At 70.8% G+C, this 24,782-nt stretch carries 21 protein-coding genes; 6 read left to right on the plus strand and 15 right to left on the minus strand.

Annotated elements, in window-relative coordinates; translation table 11 throughout:
- Positions 1-63: 63 nt before the first annotated feature.
- Positions 64-549 (minus strand): DUF7344 domain-containing protein, encoded by a 486-nt coding sequence (locus HZS54_RS15495; RefSeq protein WP_179918004.1) that lies wholly within the window; start codon positions 547-549, stop codon positions 64-66.
- Positions 550-639: 90 nt separating this feature from the next.
- Positions 640-1,314: a metal-dependent hydrolase gene (locus tag HZS54_RS15500; protein ID WP_246391663.1), complete on the minus strand. Its 675-nt coding sequence runs from the start codon at positions 1,312-1,314 to the stop codon at positions 640-642.
- 300 nt (positions 1,315-1,614) lie between these two features.
- On the opposite strand from HZS54_RS15500, the gene HZS54_RS15505 reads away from it, so the two are divergent.
- Positions 1,615-1,890 carry a winged helix-turn-helix domain-containing protein gene (locus tag HZS54_RS15505; protein WP_135364034.1) on the plus strand — a complete coding sequence of 92 codons (276 nt, stop codon included), beginning with the start codon at positions 1,615-1,617 and terminating at the stop codon, positions 1,888-1,890.
- Positions 1,891-2,851: 961 nt separating this feature from the next.
- On the opposite strand, the gene HZS54_RS15510 is transcribed toward HZS54_RS15505, so the two are convergent.
- Positions 2,852-3,397, minus strand: a complete 546-nt coding sequence (locus HZS54_RS15510) for a DUF7344 domain-containing protein (RefSeq protein ID WP_179911694.1) — start codon at positions 3,395-3,397, stop codon at positions 2,852-2,854.
- 379 nt (positions 3,398-3,776) lie between these two features.
- Here HZS54_RS15510 and HZS54_RS15515 point away from each other — a divergent pair, with 379 nt between their 5' ends.
- A complete protein-coding gene (locus HZS54_RS15515; RefSeq protein ID WP_179918005.1) occupies positions 3,777-4,814 on the plus strand; it encodes a Gfo/Idh/MocA family protein in 1,038 nt (345 codons plus the stop codon).
- The gene (locus HZS54_RS15520) at positions 4,811-6,181 is read left to right on the plus strand and encodes a nucleotide sugar dehydrogenase (RefSeq protein ID WP_179918006.1); all 1,371 of its coding nucleotides are present in this window, start codon (positions 4,811-4,813) and stop codon (positions 6,179-6,181) included. The genes HZS54_RS15515 and HZS54_RS15520 overlap by 4 nt, the downstream gene beginning before the upstream one ends.
- Here HZS54_RS15520 and HZS54_RS15525 read toward each other — a convergent pair.
- Positions 6,178-6,504, minus strand: coding sequence for a HalOD1 output domain-containing protein (locus HZS54_RS15525; protein WP_179918007.1), 327 nt, complete (start codon positions 6,502-6,504; stop codon positions 6,178-6,180). The two genes, HZS54_RS15520 and HZS54_RS15525, sit on opposite strands and share 4 nt — an antisense overlap.
- A 728-nt stretch (positions 6,505-7,232) precedes the next feature.
- On the opposite strand from HZS54_RS15525, the gene HZS54_RS15530 reads away from it, so the two are divergent.
- Positions 7,233-7,856, plus strand: a complete 624-nt coding sequence (locus HZS54_RS15530) for a DUF7344 domain-containing protein (RefSeq protein ID WP_246391664.1) — start codon at positions 7,233-7,235, stop codon at positions 7,854-7,856.
- Between the two features lie 106 nt (positions 7,857-7,962).
- Here HZS54_RS15530 and HZS54_RS15535 read toward each other — a convergent pair whose 3' ends face one another.
- Positions 7,963-8,160 carry a DUF7511 domain-containing protein gene (locus HZS54_RS15535; RefSeq protein WP_179911689.1) on the minus strand — a complete coding sequence of 66 codons (198 nt, stop codon included), beginning with the start codon at positions 8,158-8,160 and terminating at the stop codon, positions 7,963-7,965.
- 182 nt (positions 8,161-8,342) lie between these two features.
- The gene (locus tag HZS54_RS15540) at positions 8,343-9,536 is read right to left on the minus strand and encodes an alpha-D-ribose 1-methylphosphonate 5-triphosphate diphosphatase (protein WP_179918008.1); all 1,194 of its coding nucleotides are present in this window, start codon (positions 9,534-9,536) and stop codon (positions 8,343-8,345) included.
- 820 nt (positions 9,537-10,356) lie between these two features.
- Between HZS54_RS15540 and rdfA the strand changes: the two genes are divergently transcribed.
- Together rdfA and HZS54_RS15550 are read left to right on the plus strand one after the other, a co-directional pair.
- Positions 10,357-10,986 (plus strand): rod-determining factor RdfA, encoded by a 630-nt coding sequence (gene rdfA / locus HZS54_RS15545; protein ID WP_179918009.1) that lies wholly within the window; start codon positions 10,357-10,359, stop codon positions 10,984-10,986.
- A 40-nt stretch (positions 10,987-11,026) separates the two neighbouring features.
- A complete protein-coding gene (locus tag HZS54_RS15550; RefSeq protein ID WP_179918010.1) occupies positions 11,027-13,171 on the plus strand; it encodes an archaea-specific SMC-related protein in 2,145 nt (714 codons plus the stop codon).
- 126 nt (positions 13,172-13,297) lie between these two features.
- Here the strand turns inward: HZS54_RS15550 and HZS54_RS15555 are convergent, their stop codons facing one another.
- From HZS54_RS15555 to HZS54_RS15595, 9 genes are all read right to left on the minus strand, one after another.
- Positions 13,298-13,561, minus strand: a complete 264-nt coding sequence (locus tag HZS54_RS15555) for a hypothetical protein (RefSeq protein ID WP_179918011.1) — start codon at positions 13,559-13,561, stop codon at positions 13,298-13,300.
- A 469-nt stretch (positions 13,562-14,030) separates the two neighbouring features.
- Positions 14,031-14,348, minus strand: a complete 318-nt coding sequence (locus tag HZS54_RS15560; RefSeq protein ID WP_179918012.1) for a cupin domain-containing protein — start codon at positions 14,346-14,348, stop codon at positions 14,031-14,033.
- Between the two features lie 471 nt (positions 14,349-14,819).
- Positions 14,820-16,628, minus strand: a complete 1,809-nt coding sequence (locus HZS54_RS15565; protein ID WP_179918013.1) for an LEA type 2 family protein — start codon at positions 16,626-16,628, stop codon at positions 14,820-14,822.
- Positions 16,629-16,738: 110 nt separating this feature from the next.
- A complete protein-coding gene (locus HZS54_RS15570; RefSeq protein ID WP_179918014.1) occupies positions 16,739-17,404 on the minus strand; it encodes a hypothetical protein in 666 nt (221 codons plus the stop codon).
- Positions 17,401-18,438 carry a HEAT repeat domain-containing protein gene (locus HZS54_RS15575; RefSeq protein WP_179918015.1) on the minus strand — a complete coding sequence of 346 codons (1,038 nt, stop codon included), beginning with the start codon at positions 18,436-18,438 and terminating at the stop codon, positions 17,401-17,403. Before HZS54_RS15575 ends, HZS54_RS15570 begins: the two co-directional genes overlap by 4 nt.
- Entirely contained in the window at positions 18,435-19,487 is a 1,053-nt protein-coding gene (locus HZS54_RS15580; protein WP_246391665.1) for an ethylbenzene dehydrogenase-related protein, read from the minus strand. Before HZS54_RS15580 ends, HZS54_RS15575 begins: the two co-directional genes overlap by 4 nt.
- Positions 19,477-20,292 (minus strand): TorD/DmsD family molecular chaperone, encoded by an 816-nt coding sequence (locus HZS54_RS15585; RefSeq protein WP_179918016.1) that lies wholly within the window; start codon positions 20,290-20,292, stop codon positions 19,477-19,479. The genes HZS54_RS15580 and HZS54_RS15585 overlap by 11 nt, the downstream gene beginning before the upstream one ends.
- Positions 20,289-21,464, minus strand: a complete 1,176-nt coding sequence (locus HZS54_RS15590; protein ID WP_179918017.1) for a 4Fe-4S dicluster domain-containing protein — start codon at positions 21,462-21,464, stop codon at positions 20,289-20,291. The genes HZS54_RS15585 and HZS54_RS15590 overlap by 4 nt, the downstream gene beginning before the upstream one ends.
- Positions 21,464-24,646, minus strand: coding sequence for a molybdopterin-containing oxidoreductase family protein (locus HZS54_RS15595; protein ID WP_179918018.1), 3,183 nt, complete (start codon positions 24,644-24,646; stop codon positions 21,464-21,466). The genes HZS54_RS15590 and HZS54_RS15595 overlap by 1 nt, the downstream gene beginning before the upstream one ends.
- Between the last annotated feature and the right edge of the window lie 136 nt (positions 24,647-24,782).

Below are 24,782 nucleotides of genomic sequence, written 5' to 3' on the forward strand. Positions count from 1 at the left end.
ACGGTCGACGGTCGGCACGGGTCGACCTTTGTTATGGAGCGCCTTTCGCCGCTGGGTACCGGGTCACTCCGCGGAAAACTGGTCCATCGCGAGTTCGAGGTACGGGACCGCGACGGCCGTCGCCTCGGTCGCCCGGACCGTCCGCCGCTCGCGGTCGTACTCGACGAGCCCGGCGTCGTCGAGCTTCGGGAGGTTCGAGTGGACGAGCCTGGTCGCGACCTGGTCGCGGAAGTCGTCCCTCGAGAGCCCGTCGGGGGTCTCCGCCCCGTCGACGACGTTCTCGACGAGGTCCTCGTAGGGGACCGGCCCCTCGGCCCGGCTCAGGTACGCCAGGGTGTACCTGTTCCCGGGACGGGACAGCAACTCGAACAGGTCGTCGACCGACACCGGCCGCTCGCGGGCGGCGTCGCGGCCCCCCCGTTCGGCGGTCGGCGTGCTCGTCGCGTCCTCGGCGGACGCGTCGCTCTCCCCTCGGGCTCCGTACGGATCCCCGGCTCGTCGCCGGTCGTCGTCACTCGACCGGCTCTCCGGTGGCTGCTCTGACCCCATACCCCCACTTCTCACTCGACTGTTATATATGCTCGCCTCGTTCACGAGCGGCGGGCGGTCCCGGGAGTCCCGGAGCCGCGCCCGTCCCGATCAGCAGTTCTCCGCGCGGTCCGGTCGCGGGAGCAGCCAGGCGAGCCCCGGGCGGCCGTCGAGCGTCCAGACCCAGCCGGCCAGCGCCAGCAGGAGCAGCTCGGCCGTCAGGTAGGCGGCGCCGAGGGGCGTGGCGAGAAATCCGAGGAACTGTTCGGCCAGCGCCAGCACGTACGGGACCGTGTGGTCGGGGCCGTCGCCGGGAGCGGCCCGGAGCGGCCACAGGAGGAACCACAGTTTCGCGTCGCCCCCGAGGACGACCGGGTAGAGAACGTCGCCGGGGAGGTGACTCAGGTAGCCGACGACGAACGCGAGGGCGGGTCGCTCGCGACCGGCCGCGGCGCCGACGACCAGGACCGCGAGGCTCAGCGGGACCGCGGTCAGCAGCGAGTGGGCGAGCGTCGTCCCGCCGGGGAGCACGCCGAGCCACCAGCCCAGCGGCTTGTCCACCAGATCGGGGAACTGCGTCCCCACGGCGACAGCGGCGGCTGTCGTCCCCGTCGGCGGTTCGCGCCAGACGAGCCGGCCGACGACGGCGTAGGCGAGGTAGCCGACGGCGAGGTGTTCCCACGGCCACATGCTACGGTCGCCCGCCGGTCGATCGAGCGCGGTCGTCGGGCGGGCGACGGTCGGGTCCCGTGCGCTCCGTCGACGGGGGGCGGTCGGCGAGGCCATCACGGGGGGTGTGTCCGCCGCGGAGGGACGCTGCGTGCATGCGCGGCTCCGCGCGAGCGAGGCGGATTGTTATGTCGAGATTACGGCCGCGACCGGCGGGTCAGGCCGACCGTTCGGATCGCCGTAATCGCGGTACGGGGAGCGAAATATCTGGAGCGTCGAAACCTCTTTACGTGGTAGCCGACTCGGTGTGAGTACAGCGGAAAGTGGGACACAAGCGGGTCCCGACGACAATATCCGCGTGAGTTCCCGGTCACCGACCGGCAGCAGGACGCACCCGTCCGACACTACATCGCAACAATGAGCACAGATTGGGACGACGTCAGCTTCGTCATCAGTTCGCGGTATCGCGTCGCAGTTCTCAAGCGACTCGCAGACGGCCCCTCGACGCCGTCGCAGATCGCTTCCGACGAGGACGTGGGCATCGCGCACGTCTCGCGGGCGCTCCAGCGCCTCCGGGAACGGTCGCTCGTGGACCTCCTCGTCTCCGACGACCGCAAGAAAGGCCGCGTCTACGGCCTCACGGAACAGGGCCGGGACGTGTGGGACAAGATCGAAGCCGAGAACATGGTGTGAGCGACCCCGCGGCGCCCGCGACCGCTCGCGGGCGCCCGGCGCAGCTGCCGGTCGTCGACGCCCCGCCGCGCTCCGGCTCCCCGTAACGGCCGGGCCCGTCCGACTCCCGAGTACGGTTCCCTTACTCCGTCTCCGTCCGTTCCGACCCCCCGTTTCTCGCGACCGCTCGGACACCGAGCCGCGGCTGGCTTTACAGACATAGGTTTGTAATGGATACCCGGCGAGTAGGGTCACCGTTACCGGGCTCTCCCGTCCGGAATGACCCCCATTCCGACGCCGCACACCGGGTCGTCGCTGGCTCGCGGCCCCCGCGGGAGCGGGCGACCGATCGGTGGCGTCGAGCGCGGGCGCGCCGCGCCGCGTGTCGAGTCCCTGCGGACTGGGAGCGGCCACGCTGCGGCTCGGCTCCGCGGTATCTCCTCGTTCCGACCCGGTGGCTAGCGAGTACCTGCGGGTCGCGTGCCGATCGGCTACCTGACGGTTTCGCGGCGCGAAGCGGCTTTAGGGGCCGGATTACTATCGGTCGATAGGACGGGATCACAGCCGATGACGGAACACATCTCCGACAGCGACCTGGAGCGAATCGCCCAGTTCGTCGACACACCGGCCTACGAGCGCGAACCCGAGCAGCTGCTACCGGAAGACGTCGAAGAGGAGTAGCCGCCGGCACCGTCGACCCGGGTTCCTGTCACTCTCGGTCTGCCGCCGCGTTCTGACGGCTTCGCTCCGTTCGGCCAGCGGCGCCGCCGGGTCGGCGCCGCTCGTCCACACGGGTCGACTTCGCCGCCGACACGCGCCGTCGTCGCCGCTGTCACGCACGCGTGCGCTCGCCCGAGCGGGGCGATCGAGATGCGGCTGGACGGCTGCCGATCGCGACGAACGGCCGGATCGCCTCGGAAGGATCGAGGAGGGCGCTGACGGTTCGAGAGCGCCTCGACGGGGCGGCTCCAGGGACGAGAGGTCAGGAGTGTCGGCGGAGGTCGTCCGGGACCTGACGGCGGTTCATGGTCCACACGACGATGTGTGCGCCGACCGTGAGGAGGAAGCCGGAGAAGATGATGACGCCGAGCGTGACCTCGGTCATGTCCGCGAATATCCACACGTTCAGGTTCGACAGGGCGACCAGGGCGACCCCGAGGAGCGCGAGCGGGAGATACAGGTACTGCCAGGGCACCTCCCGCTCGCCCGGGTTCAGGTACTGGTCGACGTCGTTGGCCGCCTGCGTCAGCTCGACCTCGCCGGTGTCCTGGTCGTACCGGACCAGCCCGGCGTCCTCGAGTTTCGGGACGTGCGTCTGATACAGCGAGACGTAGACGCGCTTGCGCTGCTGTTTCGTCAGATCTTCGACAGTCGTGTCGTTCTCCCAGGCCGCCACGTCCTCGGCGAGCTCCGTCAGTTCGACCGGCGCGTCCTCGGTGCGGAGCAGATAGAGCACGTAGCGTCGTCTGGCGCTACTGAGGATGTCGAAGACGACGTCCTGCGTGAGCGTCTCTTCGTCTGTCGACATCCCCTATCAGCCCTCGCGTCGGTCTGTCGGTGGGCTGTCACTACTGGCAGCCACCCCATTGTCGTATCTCGACACAACCAGGGAGTTTAGTGGGTCTCACTTTGTTACGAACCGGTTACCCCGACCCCGATCGCCCGGGTGCCTCGGATCGCCCGAGACGGGCGCTCTGGCGACCTGTCCGGGGAGACCGCGACCCCCGTGCTGGCCGGGACGGCCCGTATCGACCGGCTACCAGTCAAAGGAAACGCATAACAAAGCCGACTGTCGGCGCTACCCCCGGGTGATTCATGAAGCACGGACGGTCGACACCGGCGGTCACGTCCCCGTTGCGGAACTGCGCCCGGAACGCGTCCAACGGCGCACTCAGACGGGTCGAACGATGGGTCAGGTCAGTCGGCGCGCGCCGCCGGGGCGACGCCGGAGGAGGACGGTCGTGAGCGACCAGGTCCGTACCGGCGTCGTCGGCGTCGGGAACATGGGACGCCACCACGCTCGCGTCTACAGCGAACTCCCCGAGGTCGAACTGGTCGGCGTCGCCGACGCCGACGCCGACCGCGCCGCCGAGGTCGCCGCGGAGTTCGACACGGTCGCCCGCGACCGCGACGAACTCCTCGCCCGGACGGACGCCGTCTCAGTGGTCGTGCCGACGCGGTTCCACGAGGCGGTCGCGCGGGCGGCCATCGACGCCGGGACGGACATCCTCGTCGAGAAACCGTTCGTCGCCGACCCCGAGGTGGGGCGGGACCTCCTCGCGGCCGCCCGCGAGGCGGGCTGTCTCGTCCAGGTCGGCCACATCGAGCGGTACAACCCCGCCGTCCGCGCTCTGGGGGACGTGATGGTCGACGCCGACCCGATCGCATTCGCCGCGCGGCGCCAGGGCCCGCCGGTCGACCGCGACACCGTCGACAGCGTCGTCTTCGACCTCATGATCCACGACATCGACGTCATCTGCTCGCTGACCGACGAGCCCGTCACGGACGTGTCCGCCGTCGGCGCGGCGAGCGGGGGTCACGTCGTCGCCCAGCTCGAGTTCGCGGACGGCCGCGTCGCGTCGCTGACCGCCAGCCGCGTCACCCAGGAGCGGGTCCGCGACCTCGCGGTGACCGCCGAGGACTGCCACGTCGAGGTCGACTACGTGGACCAGTCCGTCGAGATCCACCGCCACTCGCTGCCGGAGTACGTCGCCACCGACGGCGACGTGCGCTACCGCCACGAGAGCGTCATCGAGCGGCCGACCGTCGAGACCGGCGAGCCGCTGAAAAACGAGCTGTCGTCGTTCGCCGAGTCGGTCCGCGAGCGGACCGAGCCGGAGACGACCGGCGAGGACGGCATCCGCGCGGTCGAGCTCGCCGAGCGGATCGAGGCCGCGACCGAGCGCGACGCCGACGTGACGCCCGCGGAGGTGCCCAGCCCGTGAGCAGCCAGCGCTCGGAACCCACGGGGCTCTACGGCGCCGACGCCGACGAACCCGCTCGGCGACGCGCGTTCGCGGGCGGCGCCGTCCCGGTCGCGGTCTACGGGCTCGGGAAGATGGGGCTGCCGCTGGCCGCCGTCTACGCCGAGGCGTCCGGGGCGGTCACCGGCGTCGACATCGACCCCGACGTGGCCGAGGCCGTCGACGCCGGGGAGTGTCCGGTCGAAGGCGAGCCGGGGCTCCCCGAGGCGGTCGAGCGACTGACCGCCGACGGGTCGCTCTCGGCGACGACCGACGCGGTCGGCGCCGCCGCGGCGGCGAGCGTCCACGTCGTCATCGTCCCGACGCTCGTCGCGGACGACGAGCCGGATCTCTCGGCGCTGGAGGCGGCGGTCCGGTCGGTCGGCGAGGGACTCGACGCCGGCGACACCGTGATAATCGAGTCGACGGTCCCGCCGCGGACCTGTCGCGACCGCGTGGCCCCGTGGCTCGAAGCCGAGAGCGGCCTCGAACTCGGCGAGTTCGGGCTGGCCTTTTGCCCCGAACGGACGATGAGCGGCCGAGCCCTGGAGGACATCCGGGGCGCTCACCCGAAGGTGGTCGGCGGCGCCGACGACGAGAGCGCTCGGGTCGCGGAGCTGATCTACGGGGAGATCACCGACGCGGAGATCTACACGGTGAGCGACCCCGCGACCGCCGAGTGCGTGAAGGTGTTCGAGGGGCTGTACCGCGACGTGAACATCGCGCTGGCCAACGAGCTCGCGACGCTCGCCGGGGAGTTCGGCGTCGACGTGCCCGAGGCGATCGAGGTGGCCAACACCCAGCCGTTCTGCGACATCCACGACCCCGGGCCGGGCGTCGGCGGCCACTGCATCCCCTACTACCCGTACTTCGTCATCTCGGAGGCCGAGAGCGCGACGCCGCTGCTGGAGACGGCGCGCCACGTCAACGAGTACATGCCCGAGTACACGGTCGACCGGGCGACCGAGGCGCTCGCCGACGAGGGTCGGGACCTGTCCGAGGCCACCGCGGCGGTGTTCGGACTCGCCTACCGGCCCGGCGTCGACGAGACGCGCGCCTCGCCCGGCGTCGACGTCGCCGAACTGCTCGCCGACCGCGCCGAGACGGTGTACGCGGTCGACCCCGTCACCACGGACTCGCCGCCGGCGGGCGTCGAGCGCGTCTCGCTGGACGACATCGACGCCCGCGAACTGGACCTGGCGGTGGTCGCCACGGCGCACGACGAGTTCGAGTCGATCCCCTGGGACGCGTTCGACGACGTGGTCGTCCTCGACGGGCGCCGGCAACTCGACGGCCAAGCGGTCCCCCATCCGGTCGCTCGGCTCGGTGACGGGTCGGGGAAGAACTAGCGCGGGTCGGTCTGTCGGACCAGTACGTCGCCGTTGGACTGCACCGTGACCTCGTGGGCGCCGAGCTCGAACACGACGCGGCCGGCGAACTCGTCGCCTTCGCGGTCGGTGAACAGTCGGTCGAGCGCGTCCGGGTCGACGGCGTCGTACAGCGTCGGTTCCATCTCGATCGGTTCGACCGCCTTCGCCTCGGCGATCGCCTCGACCACGGCGATGCTCAGATCCGTCCCCTCGTCCCGGTCGGCCGCCTGGGAGTGGACCACGCGCGGTCCGCCCTCCCGAACCGTCGCGCGGTCGTCCCCGTTCGTCGTTCGTTCCGCCATCGTCACTCCACCCGGTGTGCTCCAGCGATCGTTTCTGACACCATTCTAGTACAACACAGGGATTCGACCCACTCACAAAGAAGCTTCGGGATTGCGACCCGTCGGCCGCGAACGGCCGACCGTCGCGTTCGACCGCGCGACCTCGGCCGTCCCGGTCGGGTTCTCCCCGGCCGACCGGCGGGAGACAACTCGGCTATCGGATACGATCGCGGAGGGGGACGGGCCGGCGGAGGTAAGGTCGGATTGCGGGGGCGCGACCGCCGCGGTCGGCGCCGTCGGGACCGGCGGCGGGGCCCGCGCGCCGATCCGGAGCGCGGATCCGCTTCGGACGGTTCGCCGGCTGAGGCACCTCGAAATCTCTCCCTTACGAGACGAACGAGGCCCATACCGCGGCCGGCTCGTCGGTAACGATGCTCTTACTCGCGAGTTCGAGATACGGGGAAGGGTAACCTCCGCGTTATGCTCCCGTTGCGGATTGTTCAATCAAGAAAGATTAAGTGGCCGTGAGCCATCACGGACAGACGGCGCGATACACTCTGTGGAGGGGTCTCCAGCGCCGGGGGTACGGACACATGAATGCCGACATATCCCACGAACCGACCGCGAATCGAACGCTAACTGTCACGGACACGCTTCGGCGGGCGACTCATGAGTGACCGCTCGCGAGTGCGCCTCGCTCGAAGCGTGACCGGGGACCGGAGACGCGGCTATCGGGAGGTCGAGGCCTGATGTCGTCGACGTCCCAGCGTGCGGGCGACAGCGACATCCTCGCCGAGGAAGCCGACAACCCCGAGCCGGAGGAGGTCGCGGAGACCGAGTCCGTCCCGGCGGAGGAGGCCGACTCGGAGGAGGTGGCCGACCTGCCGCTCGACCACGTCTTCGAGATCCTCAAGAACGAACGGCGCCGCACGGTGCTCCACTACCTGCAGGAACACGGGGGAACTGTCTCACTGGGGGAACTCGCGGAGCACGTCGCCGCCGTCGAGAACGGCACGACCGTCGCGCAGGTGACGTCCAACGAGCGCAAGTGCGTCTACGTCGGACTCTACCAGTGTCACCTGCCGAAGATGGACGACATGGACATCGTCGAGTTCAACCAGAACCGCGGCCGGATCTCGCTCGGTCCGAACGCGGTCCAGCTCTACGAGTATCTCGAGGAGTCCGACGACGTCGACCGACCGTGGCCGCTCTACTACGGGTCGCTCACGGGCGCCGGCGTCCTCGGACTGCTCGCGAGCCAGCTCGGCGCCGCCGCCGTCGGCCTGACGCCGACCGTCGTCGCGACGGTCGTGCTCGTCGGCCTCGTCGGCGTCTCCGCCGCGCAGACGCTCGACGGCCGCGACGACGAGTAGCGTCTCCCTCTCCTCTCCGTTCTTTGACAGTCGGCCAGCGACGGCTATCGGCCCGGCGGCCGACCGCCGAAGCGGTCGAGTCCGAGAAAGAAGGTCGCGTCGCGACTCAGCGGACCGCGCCGAGTTCGACGAACGACGGCTCCGTCGCCGAGATCCAGGTCGCCATCCGCTTGTGTTCGTCGACCCCCGCGGGGTAGATAGTACACTCGTCCGGGGCGTCGTCGTAGCGCTCGACGACCGCTCGCAGCTCCCACGTCGGCGCCTCGCGCTCGCCCCCGGTCTGCCGCGTCGTGTCCGTCGACATACCTCACCGGAGGCGCCGTCGACTCATTGTAATTGGTCGTCTACAGCGCGATAAATTCGCGTATAGGGAAGTTAAAACGGCGGAACTGGGGAAAACTGTCGCAACTGTCCCGTTCGATGACGGCTCCGCCCTCGGGCGGTCGCTGTCCCCAGCGGTCGTCCCGGCAGTCACGTCCGCAGCGGTCACCGCCCGCACCGGTAGACCTCCCGCCCGGCGACGACGGCGCGAGTCACGGTCGGCACCGGGTCGGGGTCGACGGCGACCAGGTCGGCGCGCGCGCCCGGCGCGAGCTTTCCCCGATCGTCGAGGCCCGCGACGCGAGCGGGTTCGCTCGTGACGCGAGCCGCGCGGCGGGCGAGGGGCTCGCCGGTGTCGACGAACACCGATGCCAACAGCGCCTGGGGCCGATAGTCCGAGCAGAGCAGGTCGACGACGCCGGCGTCGATCGCCTCGCGCGCGTCGAGGTTGCCCCAGAGGCTCCCGCCGCGGACGAGATTCGGCGCGCCCATCGCGGTCGCGGCGCCGCGCTCGTTCGCCCGGCGGGCGGCGGCGATCGACACCGGGTACTCGCACAGGTCGACGCCGTGGTCCAGCGCGTGCTCGACGGCGGCGGGGTCGGCGTCGTCGTGGGAGGCGACCAGCACGTCCGCCGCCGACAGCTCCTCGGCCAGGTCGGCGACCCGCTCTCTGACGGTCGTCTCCGAGACGGCGCGGCGCTCCGTGCCGGCCCGGGCGGCCTCGTCGGCGGCGGCGCCGCGGCCGTCGGCGTAGCGGCTGGCGAACGCCTCCTCGTCCTCGAACTGGCCGCGACCCGGGGCGTGGGCCATCAGCGACGCGATATCGACGACCGGGCGCTCGACCAGGTCGCCGACGACCGCGACCGAGGCCGGGTCGGTGACCTCACAGCGGGCGTGGACGCGGTGGTCGGCCACCAGGTCCGCCCCCGTCGCGACGGCCTCCAGGAGTTCGGTCGCGCCCTCGATCGACCGGTTCTTCTCCGGGGCGTCCTCGAAGGCGATGGCGTCGAACTTGGTGGTGACGCCGGCAGCCAGCGCCAGCCGGTCGGCCGTCGCCAGCGCGGTCGCCGCGTCGACGCGTTCGCCCGACCGCGGGAAGCGGTAGCGCTCCACCTCGTCGCCGTGGAGGTCGACCAGCCCCGGGAGGACGACCTCGCCGGTGGCGTCGAGGTGTCGCCCGGTCGACCCGCCGTCGCGCTTGCCGCCGGTCGTCGCTCGGTCGTCCCCGTCGGTGCGCTCGGTCGGTTCGACCGCGACGATCCGGTCGCCGTCGACGACGACGCGGCCGCCGTCGAGCGCGGCTTCGGGGGTGACCACGGTCCCGCCCTCGACGACCAGCCGTTCGGTCCGTTCGCTCATCGTCCGTCCGTCAGGGGACCGATACGGATAGTAATGGGTCGACTAAACGGCCGACGCCGTCGCGGTGTCGGCGGGGCGGTCGTCGAACGCGGCCACTGCTGAACGCGACCGCTGTCGTCGGTCGGCCACCAAAGAATGGAACAGGGCATCAGGGCGGCGCCCGCCGTCGTCCGGGACGGGCGTCGGACCGGCGGCGGGCGTCGGTGTGGACGGCGGTGGGTCCTCCCCCGACCCCCCGTGCGAGGGCAGCGGCGGCTCGCACTTGGTTATACTCCGCGTACGGCCCGGTTCGGGCTCGATACCGAGATCGTGGTCCCACGGGCCGCTACGAACGCGCCGGACGGGCGGCGCTCGCTCCGCGCGGGCGGACCGGTCGTCGGGCGTCGGCGGTCGGAAGCCGGTCGCTACCCGTTCGACGCGGTCGGGAGTCCCGTCACTCCGGCGCTCTCGGCGCTTTACGCGGTGCGTACTCCCGTGAACGATTGACTCCGTTTAACCGTCTCACCCCCCTCCCATCGATCGCCGTCGACCCATCGACCGGAACCACCTGACACGCCCGAACCCCTGTGCATCGCCGACGAGACTCCCGTTCCCGTCGGCTTCCCAGCCCACCGGTCGGCCGCTCCTTCGGTGTGGCGTCCCCGCCCGGGACGCTACGCGGGAAGACGGCTGCGTCTACCAGCGGTCCGCGGACGCGGTGCCGGCCCGCCCAGCCCGTGACCCGACGGGGCGGCGCCGCGTCCGGTTCGACCGCGGTTTCTCGTCGACCGACTCCCACGACCACCGACAGGTATACGGCCGCGCCCCGAGAGCCCCGCCCATGGGGTCGGACGACGCGCCAGCGGGCAGACGGAGCAAGGTCGAGCGGCTCGTCGCGGCGTACGGGCTCGAGGAGATGGGCGACAGGCTCGTCGACAGCTGGACGGGCTCGAACGGGTCGCGGACGAGTCTCCGGGACCTGGCCGACGAGTTCAACAGGGCTCTCCTCCGGTCGGCCATGCGCCGCGCCGACCGCAACCCGACCGAACACGCGGTCGCCGACGCCTACGAGACGCTGACCGACGACGACGTGAGCGAGGGGCGCAAGGCCGAGATGCGCAACGACCTCGCCCGCGCCGGCGTCGACGTGGACGCGCTCGCCGACGACTTCGTCTCCCACCAGGCCGTCCACACCTACCTCACGGAGGTCAGGGAGGCCGCGCCGCCGGACTCGCCGTCCGACCCGGTCGACACCGACGTGGAGACGCTCCAGCGGCTCCTCGGGCGGACGACCACCGTCACCGAGGGGACGCTCGACCGACACCGCGACGCCGACCGGATCACCCTCGGGGAGTTCGACGTGTTCCTCGACGCGCGCGTCCTCTGTCACGACTGCGGCGCCGACCGCGACGCCGTCTCGCTGCTCCGCCAGGGCGGCTGCGCGTGCGATCCCGACGACGACGCTCGCTGAGATATGAACGCATTTACGCGCGCCGCTCCCCGGGTCGGGCATGGACGGTGACGCTGAGGCGGACGGCCCCGACAGCGCCGATACCCCTGACGGCGCCGAGCCCGATTCCGCCGATACCTCCGACATCGCCGATGCCGTCGACACCGCCGACACCGGCCCGGACGGGTCGAACGGCGACCGTTCGGGGTCGGCGGCCGACGCCGGGACGGGAACCGCGTCGCTCTCGGTCCGGAACGTCGGCGGCATCGAGGCGACGACGGTCGATCTCGGCCCGGGCGTGACGGTGCTGGCCGGTCGCAACGCGACCAACAGGACGTCGTTCCTGCGGGCGGTCCGGGCGGTGCTCGGCGGCGAGGCGACGCCGCTGCGACGCGGCGCCGACGCGGGCCGCGTCGAGTTGACCGTCGACGGGGAGACCTACACCAGGCGGTTCGAGCGGACCGGCGACGGGGTGGTCGCGACCGGCGACCCGTACCTCGACGACCCGGGACCGGCCGAGACCTACGCCGTGTTGCTCGAGGACAACGACGTTCGACGGGCGGTCAGGGCGGGCGACGACCTCGCCGACGTGGTCATGCGACCGGTCGACACCGACGCCATCGAGGCGGAGATCGAGCGGCTGAGCGCCGAGAAGCGACGGGTCGACGACGAGCTGGCGGACTTGGAGGGCGTCGACGACGAGCGGGCGGACCTGGCCGCCGAGCGGCGCCGTCTCGAGGGCGAGATCGAGGTGCTCGAATCGGACCTCGCCGACCTGGAGGCGGAGATCGAGGCGGCCGACGCCTCGCTGGACGACGGTATCGAGCGCGACGAGCGCCTGGAGGAGCGGCTCGACGAGCTGCGGGACGCCCGGACGGACCTCGAATCGGTGATCGAGGACCTGGACGCCGAGCGGGACACGCTCGCGGCGGTCGAGCGCGAGCGCGACGAGATCGAGAGCGACCTGACGGCCGTGTCGCCCGTCGACGAGGCCGAACTCGACGCGCTGGCCGTCGACATCGAGACGTTGCGCGAACGCAAGCGCCGGCTCGACGGCGACGTGAGCGCCCTCCAGGGGATCGTCCGGTTCAACGAGAGCCAGCTCGAGGAGGGGCTGCTCGGCGAACTCGACGAGATCCGTCGGGACGGTGCGGACCTCGCCGGTGGCGACGAGGGCCTCACCGGCGACGACGCCGGGGGACCCGCGGCGAGCGACGACGGGGGTCACGTGACCGACCGGCTGTCGGGGGCCGAGCGGGTCACCTGCTGGACGTGCGGGTCGACCGTCGACCGCGCGGCGATCGAGGGGACGCTCGACCGGTTGCGCGACCTCAGGGAGCGGACGCTCGGGCGACGGCGCGATCTGACCGCCCGGATCGACAGGCTCGACGCCCGTCGCGAGCGGCTGGAGCGACGGCGCGAGCGGCGGGCGGACCTGCGGGCCGAGCGCGACCGCGTCGAGTCGGAGCTGACGCGCCGCGAGGGGCGCATCGGCGACCTCGAACGGCGGCGGCGGGAACTGAACGAGCGCGTCCAGGAGCTGGAGGAGACGGTCGAGGACCTGCGGACCGAGGACTACGCGGATCTCCTGGATCTCCACCGGCGGGCCAACGAGCGCCAGGTCGACCTCGAACAGCGGCGGTCGGACCTGGCCGCCGTCGAGTCGGAGCTGGCCGCCCTCGACGAGCGCCTCGACGACCGCGACCGGCTCGAAGCGCGCCGCGAGGAGCTTCAGTCCGAGCTCGTCGAGTGCCGGACGCGACTCGACCGGACCGCGGCCGATGCCGTCGCGACGTTCAACGAACACGCCGACGCGCTGGTCGACGCGCTCGACTACGACAATGTCGCCCGCGTGCGCCTGACACGGACCACCGGCACCGACCGCTCGGGCGCCGACGTGGGGCGGTTCGACCTCCGCGTCGTCCGCGAGGGCGACGAGGGCGTCTTCGAGGACTCCCCGGCGAACCTCAGCGAGAGCGAGCGAGAGGTCGTCGGGCTCGTGCTAGCGCTCGCCGGCTACCTCGTCCACGACGTGTACGAGCGGTGCCCGTTCCTCCTGCTGGACTCGCTGGAGGCCATCGACGCCGAGCGGATCGCCGACCTGGTCGACTACTTCGCCGACTACGCGACGTACCTCGTCGTCGCGCTGCTCGAAGCCGACGCGGCGGCCGTCGGGACGGCCCACGACCGCGTCACGGAAATCTAGGCGGCGCTCGCTCCTCGGCGTCCGGCCCGGGGTCGCCGTCGCCCGTAGCATCCTCCGCGTCCATCGCGCGTGCCTCCGCGTCGGACGTGTGTGTCTCTACGTCCGTCGCGCGTCTCTCCACGTCCGTCACGCGTGCCTCCGCGCGTCGGTCGGTTCGGCGCCCTCGGCCAGCTGGACGCGGTCGTTCGTGCTCTCGGCGACGCCCCTGCGGTCGATCGTGACCGTCGTCCGCGACCCGGCCTCGCCGGTCGGGTCGCCCGGTTCGGACCGCTCGGGGTCCAGGAGGACGCTCGCCCGGTCGCCGTCGGTTCGCACGATCGTCCCGACGGCCGTCCCGTCGTCGGCCACGACTCGCTTCCCTCTGTCGGTGCCCTGAAATTTCCGTCTCATGTGTCGTTCCGCCACCCGTGAACGAGGGGGGAGGCGCCTGCCTCTAGCCGAGTTTCGACAATAAACCCGGAGCCCCGTCCCACCGCCGGCGCGCCACCGTTGCGACCGTCCCACCCGACGCCCTCGCCGGTAACACCCACCTACCACGACAGTCGCCGACGTCCGATTCGACGGCGCTCGCTCCGATTTGAACCTGTCCGTTTTCGAATTGTATCGAGAACTGTATCGAAATAGTAAACTATCGTCTTAAGACCGGAAAAGAACGGTACATGTCCCAACAATCGAATCGGCAGAGTATTGGTTCGGTCGGTTCGATAGAGGCCATGTTCTGTGGTTCTGGCCGGAAGAGGTCGTCTGACGGCTCGAATAGGGCGCCTCTTCGAAAACAGTTGCTACAAAATCATATGTTGTAGAATATGAGTATGCATCTGGTAGTTTCCGGGCGATCGGGGTCGTCGGCGAGGCAAGGTCAGGGAGCGCCGGCGAGGACGAACGTGCTCTCGGCGTCGCCGTTCTCGATCCGTCGGCGCTCGTCGGGGTCGATACGGAGGGCGTCGCCGGGCTCCATCGACACGTCCTCGCCGGCGACGGTGACGGTGGCCCCGCCTTCGAGGCAGACGTACACCTCTTCCTGTCCGTCCTCGGCGTGGTCGTGGGGTTTGCCGGTCCAGCCCGGCTCGCACTCCAGCACGGAGACCCCGAGGTTCTCACAGTCCAGTTCGTCGCGGAGGAAGTGGAGCCCGCCACCGACGGCGTCCACGTCCTCGTAGTTGACTTTCGTCGGCATCGACGCTGTGTACGCTCGCCAGCCGCAAGTGCGCTGTGCCGATCGGTTGGTCCTGTCGTCCCCGACGGAGACCGCAGGCGTTGAAAGCCCTCGCCGCGCTCGCGGTCGCTGAGCGGGATATCCGCGCTCTCCGCACAGCCCGCGCGGATAGTGCCCGCTCACACGACTGAACTGTACGCGAGCGCGCCTCGCCCTTTCAGTCCACCAGGGACCGCACGGCACCGCACTGCAACCGCCCCGCACATCGACCGCAGACGGCCTCACACCTCCCCAACCGCTTGCGATGCTCGCAGGCTGCGCTTCTCATCCCTCGCGCGGCTATTTCGAGCGGCCCGCCACGAGGCGGGCACGCTCGACAGCACGCGCCGACCGCACAGCACCGCAACCGCAACAGCAACCGCTACAACGTTCATCTGTACTGAACCACCCTCTCGATCACCCCGAACACCGCCGTACCGTATCGGAACGCCCTCAGCCGAGCACGTCGGTCGTCATCGTCCCGTTGCGGCTCAGCGACTCGAGTTCGACGGTCTCGGAGCCCCGCGGCGTCTCGACGGTCGCGGTGACGGTGACCGAGACGTTCGTCGACTCGCCGTTGCGGACGTGGGTGACCCACCACTCGTCCATCCGGCCGTTGTCGAGGGCCATCTCGAAGGCGATCGAGCGACTCTCGCCGGGCGGGACCCGGTAGCTCTCGGGGACCGTCCGGTCGGCGAGGACCACGTCGTTCAGCGCCACGCGGTAGTCGATGGCGGTCACGTCCACGGGGACCGCCCGCTCGTTCGCCAGCGTCGCGTTCACGAGGACGGGCGCCGTCTCGGGAGTGGCGTCGCCCCACTCGGCGGCCTCCGAGCGGACGACCAGGGCGGGCTCGCCGCCGACGGCGACCGTCTCCGAGTCGCCGCCCATCCCGGCCAGCAGGTCGGTCCGGAACTCGCTGGTGCGGTTGGGGACCGCCACGCCGAACGTCGTGAACCCGAGGTCCGCGCGGACGCTGGGCGTGGTTGTGACCGTCGAGCGCTCGCCGCCGTCGAGATGGCGGGCCCACCAGGCGGGCACCTTCGAGTTGTTCATCTCGGAGACGAACGCGAACGCCGACCGGCCGGCGTCGAGGCCGTCGGTCCGGTGGTGTCCGCGCGCGACGGTGATGCCGTTGATCGCCGTCCGCTGGCTGGCGTCGAGCGCGAGCAACTCGTTGAGTCGCTCGTCGTCGTTGGGGTTGTCGATGGCGGCCCTGGTGCGGATCGCGGTGGTCGCGTCGGTGACGGCGCCCCACTCGCGGTCGGCGGCGACGAGCCGCGGCCGCTCGAACTCGGTGTCGCGTTCGGGCGGGCTGCGGGCGCTCACCGACGCCGCACCGCCGCCGAGCACGTCCGTCTCCAGTTCGAGCGACCGCTCGTACACCCGGATCGGCACCCGCTCGTACTCGCCGTCGCGCTCGACGAGCCCGTGCAGTTCGACCGAGAGGTTGCTCCGCTCGCCGGCCCGGACGTGGGTGGCCCACCAGTCGGCCATCTTCGCCGAGTCGAGCCCCATCCGCACGTCCAGGGTCCCCGTCTCGCCCGGTGCCACGTCGACTCCGGAGCGCTGGCGGCCCTCGGCGAGCGTGACGTTGTTCATCTCGACGACGTAGTCGACGCCGTCCAGCGTCACGGGGTAGTCGTGGACGTTCTCGACCGTCGACGAGACCGATAAGGGGGTCACCGACGCGTTCGCGTCGCCCCACGCCGCGGTCCCGTTCCCGACGACGAGGAACGGGTCGCCGCGGAACCGGACCGTCCGGTCGACGTCGGTCGCGAACCCGCCGAGGAGATCCGTCTCGACCGTCGAGCGCTGGGCCGGCACCCGCCGCGAGAACCCGGGCCCGGAGACGGTCGCGGCGACGCGCAGTTTCGAGGTCTCGCCGTCCTCGACGTGGGCGACCCACCAGTCGGCGATCCGGTCGTTGTCCATCTCCGTCGAGAGCCGGAGCCGACTCGTCCCGGCCGGGAAGCCGACGCCCGAGCGCTCCCCGCGGGCGAGCACCACGTCGTTGAGCCGCGCCACGTAGGACACGTCGACGACGCCCGGGACGCCGACGGGGTTGGGGTTGCTGACGCTCGCGGTCGTCTCGATGGCGGTCGAGTTGGCGGTCACGGTCCCCCACTCGCTCTCGACGCTCCCAACGGTGGGCGCCGCGAGGACACCCGTCCCGACGAGCGCGGTCAGGACGACCGCGACCGCGACGACGACGGCCGCCGTCCCGGCGGCGAACCGACCGACCCGGCGCCTCGAAATCATTGGCAGACCATGCTCCCGGACCGGTAAAAGCGTTTAGTCCCGAGTCTCGAACCCGATATCTGGACGGACCAGACCGGATCTGAGACACTCAAATCTCCCCTGGACACCGCTCAGAACGTCTCGGGGACGCTCGGATCGAACCCCTCGCCCTCGCCGTCACCGCTCCGGTCCTCGTCGAACAGCGTGCCGCCGTAGGGGCGGAAGTCGAAGTCGTAGACGGCGGTCACCGACTCCAGGGCGTCCTCGCGGCGGGCGATCGCGGTCGTGTCGAACTCGGAGCGCTCGACCGCGGCGACGAGTTCCTCGTCGTCGATCCGGCCCTCGGCGTAGGCGGCGGCGACGCCGTCGCGGAACGCATCGGCGTTGCGTCTGAGGCGTCTGGCCTCCTCGAACGACGACCGGATCTCCGGCGTCGGCTCCGCCCGGTTCGTGGGGATGCGCTCCAGTTCGTCGGTCGCCCTGCGGTCGTACTCGGCGGCCCGCCGGAGCACCTCGACGGCCTGCTCGACCGCCGACAGATCCGCCCAGTCCTCGCGAGCGTCGGGCGCGACCATCGCGTCGACCACCTCCGACCAGGTCGTCGAGCGCTCGGGGTCCTCGAAGGCCTCCGCGACGAACGCCCCGACGTGCTCCTCGGGGATCGGAACGCCCATCGCCTCCTCGTCGGCGGCCTCCTCGCCGTCCGCCCGCTCGTCGCGCTCCGCGGCGTCGCCGTCCCCGCGGTCACTCGTCTCGGCCTGTGCGTCCAGCGAGTAGGTTGGCCTGTCCTCGGTCATCGGTCGTCGTCACCTCCGTCGGTCGGTTCGGGCTCCCCGGACGACGCGTCGCCGTGGCCGGGCGGCCGCGGGTCCGAGCCGGGGTGTGAACCCACGGGCCCGGTGGCGCCGCCGACCGGCGCCGGGCCCTCGGGCGTCCCGCTGCCGTCGTCGATCCGACCCGGTGCTGCGTCGGCGCCGCCGGGCGGACGCGGCCGCTGGTCGGCGTGACCGCGACCGCCGCGGTCGCCGCGACCGCCCGACGGTCCCGACTCTCGGGACCCGTCACCGGTCGCGTCCAGTTCTTCGGGGTCGACGCCCTTCGAGCGGGCGAGCGCTCGCTCGGCGGTCTTCCGCACGTCGTCGCTGCGGTCCTCGAGTCCGTGGGTCTCCAGCGCCTCCTCGGCGCGGTCGGTGCCCAGATCGCCCAGCCCCTCGGCGGCCTTCGCCCGGACGAACGACCCCGGGTCCCGGGCTAGCACCGCCGCGAGCAACCGGACGGCGCGCTCGGTCTCGACGGCCCCCGGCAGGTACTGGGCCGCGTACTCCCGGACCGCCGGGCTCGGGTCCGACTTCAGGCGCTCGACCAGCGTCTCGGCGCCGGCGGCCTCCCTCCGCGCCAGCGCGATGAGGGCGTTCCGCCGGACGGCGTCGTGGTCGTCGTCGAGCGCCGCCCGCAGTCGCTCGCTCGCGCCCGGAGCGACCCGCGACAGCGCCACCACCGCCTCGGCGCGGACCCACTCGTCGGGGTCGTCGAGCGCCGCGGCGACAGTCTCCCCGGCTCGGCCCGCGACGCCGAGCGCCTCGACGGCGAACTGGCGGGTGTTCGGGTCGTCGGCCGACCGGACGGTCGCCGCGAGGGCGTCGACCGTCGCGTCTTCGAGGCCGGTCTCGTCGCAGTCGGGGTCGTCACAGCCGGAATCGGCCGCGTCGACGAGCGCGAGCGCGGCGTCGCGCTGTTGGGGCTGGTCGCCGTCGAGCGCCGCGCGCAGGCCCGCTTCGTCCTCGGCCGGGGCGCGCCCGCGGGCGCTCCAGTTGTCGTACTCCTCGGTCATCGGACGACCCTCCAGTAGGTGACCAGCCAGACGAGGACGGCCGAGAGGACGACCCCGCCGACGAAGCCGGGGATCGCGAGCGCTCGCCCCTCGGATCCGCCCGTCTCGTTGCCGCCGCCGACCTGCAGGACGCTCCCGCTCGATGCGCCGCCGGCGTCGGGCACCGAGAGGTTGCCCGTGTCGGGGTCGAGCGTCGAGAACTGCAGCGTGATGGACTTCCGGCCGTTGACCTCGCTTTCGCTGCCGTTCCAGACGGCGAAGGCGACGTGCAGCTGCTGGTCGGTGACCGGCGCGTCGTACTCCCCGGCACCCGTGCGGTTGCGGACGAAGGTGACCCGCCAGCCGTCGTCGGTGCGCTCGCCGGCCGCGTCGACCGGCTGGGCCGGCGCGTGGCTGAGCGAGCCGTACCCCTTCGCGTAGTAGTTCTGAGCGCCGTCCTCGTAGCTCGCCCGCGAGAGCGGGTTGTCGGCCTGCCGGCCGGGCATCGTCACCGAGTCGTTGTGCGGGTAGGCGTACATGTCGCCGGTGCCCGCCGCCCGCTCGGGCCCGTGGCGCCAGCTGGCCCGCCAGTACCAGATGTTCACCGGCGTCCCCGCGGCGCCCATCGTGATCGGCGGCTGGTTCCCGGCCTTCAGCATCACCGCCGCGCCGTCGCTGAAGTTGTTCGGCGCGGCGATGTTCGCGTCCCGGGTCGGGTCCGTCCACGAGAGGCGCACTCCGATGTGGCTGTCGTTGGCGACCGTCCGCACGTCGAGCTCGTCGACGCTCCCGCCGCCGAAGGGCGGCGCCATCTGCTGTTTCGACAGCGACACCGTCCGCGTCGGCGCGTCCTCCCAGGCCGCGGCCGCCGGGTCGGCGGGCACCTGCCGGACCTGCTCGACGGGCTGGGCGCCGCTCGTCACCGCCGCGGCGACCGCGGCCTGGCCCGCCAGCAACAGCGCGACGGTCACGACCGCCAGCGTCGTCGCCGTCGTCGCCGCGCTCCGGTCGACCGGCACCCGCTCGGTGAGCGCCGCGAGCATCCGGTCCGAAGCGCCGTCACTCGCCATCGGCGCCCACCCCCTCGCCGGCCGTGTCGGCGTCGTCGCTCTCGTCGCCGTCGCCGCCACCGCCGCGGGCCGCGTGGTCGCGCTCGACCAGTTCGGCGGCCAGCCGCGCGGCGGCGCGGTAGGCCCGTCGGCCGTCCGACGGGTCGTCGTCGGCCGCGGCCTCGACATCGTGAGCCAGCGCGGGGACGAATCCCGCGAGGTGGGTGTCGACGACCGTCCGCTCGGCGTCGGCCAGCCGGGCGACCGCCTCGTCGTCGCCCCGGTGGAGCGCCGTCGCGCGCTGGGCGGCGACCACCTGCATGAGTTCGAGTTCCGCGGCGACGTGGTCCTGCCGTTCGGCGAACTCCTCGCCGGGCTCGACGCCGAACGTCTCCATCAGCCCGACGACCGCCGCGATCCGGCGCTGGGACTCGCCCACGTCCGACCCGGTCGTGTAGTGCGCTTCGTAGGGGACGACGGGGTACTCGCCGCCGTCGGGGAGGCCGAACAGGTCGTTGTACGCCGCCTCCAGGTCCGAGACCGCGGCGTCGGCGACGGCGTCGAGGAACCGCTCGGCCGACTCGCGCAGTCCCAGCCGCTCGGCCGCCTCCAGCACGCCCTCGCGGGCGTCGTGGGCGGTCAGCGTCGCCCGCGTCTCCACGTCGGGGTAGCAGAAGGCGCCCCCAGCCGCCGCGTACAGCGTCGCCCGCGCCGCGTGGAGTCGCTCGCGGGCCGCGCGGTCTTCGGTCGACGGCCCGTCGACCGCCGCTTCCGAGTCGATGCCGGACCGTGCGGACTCGGGGTCCGCTTCGTCGAGTCGTGTCATGGCTGGTTGGTCCATTGTTCGCCCTCGCGAACCTCAAGTTCCTCCTCGAAGGGCAGGTCCGCGACCTTCTCGCCGTTGCGGTCCCAGCCCCTGACGCGCTCGTCGGTGACCTCGTAGGTCTCGATGAGCTTCGTCGTCGCGCCGAACAGCTGGAGGATGCCGAGGACGTGATGCGAGGGGTTTCGCACGCGCTCCTGAACGATCTCGATGGACTCGCGGTAGGTGTCGCCGGGCCAGTCGTTTCGCTTCTCGTCGGTGTTCGGCGTGAACATCTGGGTGAGGAACTCCGGCGGCACGTGGTACGGCGGCATGTAGAACACCTGCGGCCGGGTGCCGAACTGCGGATACAGCGGTAGGGCCACCTTCTCGTCGGAGTGGACGAGGTAGTTGATCGGCGACCGGCCGCCGGGGGCGTCCCCGCCGGGAGAGGGGGCGTCGGGGCCGCGGTTGATGTTGCCGTGCAGCCGCGTCTTCCCGATACACGAGGAGACACAGCGGGGGACGAACCCCTCCTCGATGCGGGGGTAACAGCCGACGGGTTTCTCCGAGACGCCGGTCTCGGGGTTGTACATCGGCTTGTGGTACGGACAGCCCTTCACGCACCGACGGTAGCCCCGGCAGCGCTCCTGGTCTAACAGGACGATGCCGTCCTCCTCGCGCTTGTAGATGGCCTGGCGCGGGCAGGCCGCGAGACAGGCCGGGTTCTTGCAGTGGTTGCACAGCCTGGGCAGGTAGAACTGCCAGATGTCGTGGTACTCGCCCTCGTCGAGGTCGCTCTCGACGACCTCGCCGGTGGGGTACTCGCCGTGGACCTGGTCGTCGCCCAGCGCGGGGTACTCCCACTCCTCCTTGTCGGCGATGTACCCGCGGACCTGCTCGCCGGACTCGGCGGCCTCGTAGATGGTCTGGCCGGAGTCGAGGTCGTCGAGCAGGCGCATGTCCCAGCCCATCGGGTAGCCACCGTAGGGCTCGGTCTCGACGTTCATCCACCACATGTACTCCTCACCCTTGCCGGAGGTCCAGGTGGACTTGCAGGCAAAGGAGCAGGTGTTGCAGTTGATACAGCGGTTCGTGTTGACGACCATCCCCCAGTGGTAGTCGCGCTCCTCCTCGCGGGGTTCGTAGGGGTAGTCGTGGCTCCGTCCGAGCTGTGGGTTCTCGACCTGTGGCATCAGTCGTCACTCTCCGTCGTGGTCGCGTCGTTCTGCGAACTGTTCTGCAGCGACCCGCTCACGTAGCTCTGGAACGTCTCGTCCTCGCGGGCGTCGCCCGGCTTCCAGTCGGCCTCGGCGTACTTCTCCACGTCCACGAGGTCGTCGCGGTTCGTCCCCGTGGGCGCCCACACGGTCTCCTCGTAACCGTGTTCGAGTTCGGCGCCGTGCCAGACGATCTCCTCGTCGACCGCGTCGGAGACGTTCGGGTCGCCGAAGACCGCCTTGTGGACCAGGTCGTCGGTCTCCTGGAGCGGGTCCAGCCAGATGTTCGTCGTCGTGTTGTACCCCGTGATCCCGTCGGGGTCCTCCTCGTCGTCCGGGAAGTGTTCGGGCCACCAGCCGTGCCAGATCGTCAGCTGGCCCATGTCGCCGGCCGAGCGGGGCCGCTGGCGCTCGCTGACCATCGCCCGCACGACCAGGTCGCCGCGCTTGCCCGAGATCCGCACGTAGTCGCCGGTCTCCACGTCGATGTCGGCGGCGTCCTCGGGGTGGATCTCGACGAACGGCTCGCCCAGCGGCGGCACGTCTTCCGTCTCGCCGTCGCCGGTGGGGAACGAGAAGTCGTCGACCAGCCGCTCGGTCCCCTCGGGGTCGGCGTTGGGACTGCCGAAGTCGCGCGCCGACCAGATGAGGTTCCAGTCGGTCATCCCCCACGAGGAGTGGGTCCGGTACTTCGGGTGGGGCGTGTTGTAGTAGAACTGGTTGCCCTCGTCGTGATACAGGGGGTTCTCCTCGTCCTTGGCGTCCTCCCACTTCTGGTTGACCCCGTAGGGCGTCCCCTCGACGCTCTCGACGTGGTCGAGGTCGTCGCGGCCGAGTTCGAGGAAGCGGTCTTCCTCCTTGTGGAACTCCATCCGGCCGGTCTTCGTGTAGAACGGCTTGTCCTCGTGGACCTGCGAGTAGAAGGGGATCCTGGGGTAGGTCTTGAGATCCAGCCGCTCGGGGCCGTCCCACAGGTCTTCCACGTCGATGTCCCGGGTGGTGATCCCCTTGTCGAAGGTCTCCCTGATGTACTCGACCGGGTCCTTGTCGTCGTCGAGGAACTTGTCGAAGTAGGCGCGGTAGGAGTCGACGTTGCGCTCCTCGGGAGGGATCTTCTCGTCGAGCTTCTCGGCGACCATCGCGACGGCCTCGCCGTCCTGCTTGGTGTCGTAGAGGGGGTCCATCACCCCGTGGTCCATGTGGACGAAGGGGTTCTCCGGGCCGACGGTGATGTCGGGGTACTCGCACTCCAGCCAGGAGGGCACCGGGAGCACGATGTCCGCGTGGCGCGCGGAGTAGGTCATGTGCATGTCCGAGACGACGAAACACTCGTTGCCGGTGTCCGGGTGTTTCACGAAGTTCTCGATGACGTGCTCCTGGTGTTTCGTCTGGTTCAGGAGGTTGCAGTTCATCGTCCACAGCACCGTCGGCTTCGACATCGTGTACGACTCGGCGTTCGTGGGCATCACCGGCTCCGTCGCGTCGCCCTGCGGGACGAGTTCCATGTCCTCGTCGAAGTCGCCGCGGACCTGGTGGGGGTCGAGGGTCTCGCCGCCGAAGAAGGCGAAAGCGTAGCCCGGGTACATCCCGTGGGCGCTGTGGCCGTCGGGGTTGACGTAGTGGGGGTAGCCGTCCAGCAGTTCGATCTTGTACTGGCCGGAGTAGTTGTAGTAGCCCTGTCCCACGTCGCCGATGTTGCCCAGCATCGACTGGACGAAGAAGATCGCCCGCTGGAGCGAGTCGTTGGAGTGGAACCAGTGGTTGATCCCCTCGCCGGTGAACCACTGGCCCTTCTCCGCGGCGGCGAACTCCCGGGCGGTCTTGCGGAGCGCGTCGGCCGGGATGGTCGTGATCTCCTCGACCGTCTCGGGGTCGTAGTTCTCCAGCACGTTGTCGCGCTGGCGGGCGAAATCGGAGCGCACCGCGACGGTCGACCCGTCGGCCAGTTCGACCTCTCGCTCGACGTCGAGCCTGGGCGTCGTCGGCGTCTCCTCGCCCACGTCCTCGCGGGTGACGGCGACGAGGTCGCCGCCCTCGCCGAGGGCGACGAAGTCGCCCCAGTCGTTCTCGTCGTGCTGTTCCTGGGGGTCCTCCGGCGGCGCCTCGTGGTCCGGGAAGACCTCGTGGGCGCGGAGGTACTTGCCGTCGTCCTCCCGGACCAGGAGGGGAAGCGTCGTGTACTGCCGCATGAACTCGGCGTCGTACAGCTCCTCGTCGATGATCACGTTCGCGATGCCCAGCGCGAACGCGGGGTCGCTCCCGGGGCGGACGGGGAGCCAGCGGTCGCACTTCTGGACGGTCGGCGAGTAGTCGGGGTAGACGCCGACCATCTTCCCGCCGCGCTCGCGGGTCTCCTGCAGGAAGTGGTTGTCCGCGAGCTTGTTGTGGATGAGATTCTTGCCCTGGATGATGGTGTAGTCGGCCTGGCGCCAGGCCGAGGCGTCCGAGTCGGAGGTCTGGTAGCCCGTCGTGATTACGTGGCCCGGCGGCAGGTCGGCGTACCAGTCGTACTCCGTCCACTCGCAGCCCCCGAAGACGGAGGCGAGTCGCCGGCCCGAGCCGTGGCGGGTGAACAGCCCGTCGGCCTTGATGGCGTTGAAGATGTGGAACTGCTTGTTGTCCTCCAGACTGGCCATCTTCTCGGCGAGCAGGTCGATCGCCTCCTCCCAGGAGACGCGCTCGAACTCGTCCTCGCCGCGGCCCTCGGGGTTGGGGTCGTCCGGGCTCCACCCCTTCCGGACCATCGGGTACTTGATCCGCGAGGGCTCGAAGGTGCGACGATGGAGGGTGAGCCCCTTCATGCATCCGCGGGGGTTCCAGTGCTGGGTGACGCCGGCGTCCTCGTAGCCCGACGGGCCGACCGAGGGCTCCTCGTTGTGGTAGACTTGTTCGGCCCTGATCGGGACCCCGTTTTTCATGTAGAAGTTCAGCGCGCAGGACTGGGTGCAGTTGGGGTGACAGACCGTCCAGTCGACCTCGTCGTACTCGTAGATGTCGTGGTACACCTGTTCCCAGTCGCGGTTGGGGTACGATTTCAGGGGGTTGTCGACGGACGTGACGGGGTCGACCGCCTGGGTCGCGCCCCAGGCGGTCCCGACCAGCGCGCCGACGCTCCCGGCGCCGGCGGCCGCCAGGAAGTCGCGTCGCGACAGCGTCACGCCCGGTCACCTCCCGCTAGCTGTGTCGCCGCTGTGTGGCGCATGTCCGGCGTCACGAACTCGCCGCTGGTCAACCCGTCAGGGCGTTCCCGCCCCGCTGGAACGCCGGCGAAAATATTCCCGCCTGGTTTCAGCC

This window comes from Halosimplex pelagicum, from assembly GCF_013415905.1.
Classification (GTDB): domain Archaea; phylum Halobacteriota; class Halobacteria; order Halobacteriales; family Haloarculaceae; genus Halosimplex; species Halosimplex pelagicum.